Source organism: Segatella oulorum F0390 (assembly GCF_000224615.1).
In the GTDB taxonomy this organism is placed as follows: Bacteria; Bacteroidota; Bacteroidia; order Bacteroidales; family Bacteroidaceae; genus Prevotella; species Prevotella oulorum.
Map to the genome: position 1 here is coordinate 1 of NZ_JH114218.1, position 2,077 is coordinate 2,077.

Sequence of the window (2,077 nt, forward strand, 5' to 3'; positions counted from 1 at the left end):
CGGCGTGTTCACCCCCGATGCCGGTCAGAAACTGTTGCTCGACCCCGGCACCTATGACTTTACCTGTTTCAGCGAGCCTGTGGTATATGATGAGCCGAACAACCGATTGGTGGTTGACAACTGGCTCACCAAGAGCCCGACGATTGGCCATGTGCAGGCAACGATAACGGGCGACGATTACGAAGTGGTGTTTAACATGGAGCACAAATCTGCCCGCGTGCGCCTTAATATCACGTCGGATATTCTATCAGAGAACACGCCCATTGATGCTTATCTGCAGGGAACGACTTTTCTTACTGGTTATTGGGTGCAAGATTGGTACACAGCTTATTCCGGTGCACTCAATAATACGGGCAACTTCTGGTACAACACGCCGCAACCATTGGCCTTTACGAATATCGCGCCTGTTACAACGCAAGCAGGCACGACCTGCACGTCGGCCTACGGCTATATGTTGCCTTCAACAACACCGTACAATAGTTTGAGAGACTATACCCTCCACTTCACTGCCGGTACCATTGGTGGTGCGCCCTTAGCCATCAAGACGCTCGATTTGAGTGGTGCTACTTTCCCCACGGGCTTTCAATGGGATTACAATCAGAGCATCACCATCAATGTCAACGTCAAAGGGCAGCTCTACCTGTTTGAAGACGGCAAAGCACGCGTGCTCGCCGGACGAGGCACGCATACGCCTATTGGGCTCGTTATTCAGCAGAGTTGGGGAGATAAAGAGGGAACCGCCTGTGGACTTACTCCCGTAGGAAGTTTTTCCATCTACGATATCATTGGCAATTCAACTGTAGAGTCAAATGTAACTCCTTCACCAGCCAGCTTTGAAGAGGCGGCCAAAGATATGAATGGTTATCAGTGGACTTATTCACCCGATTTGCAAGGCAATGTGAGAGCTAACGATCCCATTAATAACACGGTGTTCTACAAGGTGGCGCGTTATTCTCCAGGAGTGTCCGTGGCCAGCAATGTTGGAAAATGGTATCTTCCTGCTCTTGGCGAATTGGTGAAATTGATACAACTCTTCGATAAGAGTTATACACCGAAGAATGCAGAGATATGGAGTGGACGATATACAGGTTTTACAGCTAAGTTTAAAAAGGCATTTCAGGCTGCCAATCCTTCAACAGATTTTAGCGGTAATGTTTGGCCAACCAGCACGCAAATGAAACTGGGAAGCAGTTATCCATATACGTATTTTGGTATTTGGGACTCTGAAGCTGTGGTATTTGGAAGTGACGGCACAGGCTGGGATTCCCGCGTACTCGTCCCATTTGTGCATTACAAATAAAAAATCCCTATTTCCCATTGGGCAAACCTCAAAAAATAAAATTGGGACTTGCCCAAAGCTGGGCAAACGTCAAAAAAATAATTTGAGACTTGCCCAAGGCTGGGCAAATGGCAAAAAAATAATTTGAGACTTGCCCGAAGCTGGGCAAATGGCAAAAAAATAATTTGAGACTTGCCCAAGGCTGGGCAAACGGTAAAAAAATAATTTGAAACTTGCCCGAAGCTGGGCAAACGGTAAAAAAATAATTTGAAACTTGCCCAAGGCTGGGCAAACGGCAAAAAATAATTTGGGACTTACCCGAAGCTGGGCAAACGTCAAAAAAATAATTTGAGACTTGCCCAAGGCTGGGCAAACGTCAAAAAAATAATTTGAGACTTGCTAACGACTTAGCAAACGTCAAAAAAATAATTTGGGACTTGCTAACGACTTAGCAAACGTCAGAAAATAAATTCGAGACTTGCTAATGACTTAGCAAACGTCAAAAAAATAATTTGAGACTTGCTAACGACTTATTAAACGTCAAAAAAATAATTTGGGACTTGCTAATGACTTAGCAAACGTCAAAAAAATAATTTGGGACTTGCTAACGACTTAGCAAACGTCAGAAAATAAATTCGAGACTTGCTAACAACTTAGCAAACGTCAGAAAATAAATTCGAGACTTGCTAATGACTTAGCAAACGTCAAAAAAATAATTTGGGACTTGCTAACGACTTAGCAAACGTCAGAAAATAAATTCGAGACTTGCTAACAACTTAGCAAACGTCAGAAAATAAA

1 protein-coding gene is annotated in these 2,077 nt (G+C 44.1%); it reads left to right on the forward strand.

Annotated features, from left to right (window positions below; genetic code table 11):
- Positions 1 to 1,300 (forward strand): hypothetical protein (locus tag HMPREF9431_RS13315; RefSeq protein ID WP_004381577.1); only part of this gene is annotated, 1,300 nt, incomplete at its 5' end.
- Positions 1,301 to 2,077: the final 777 nt, after the last annotated feature.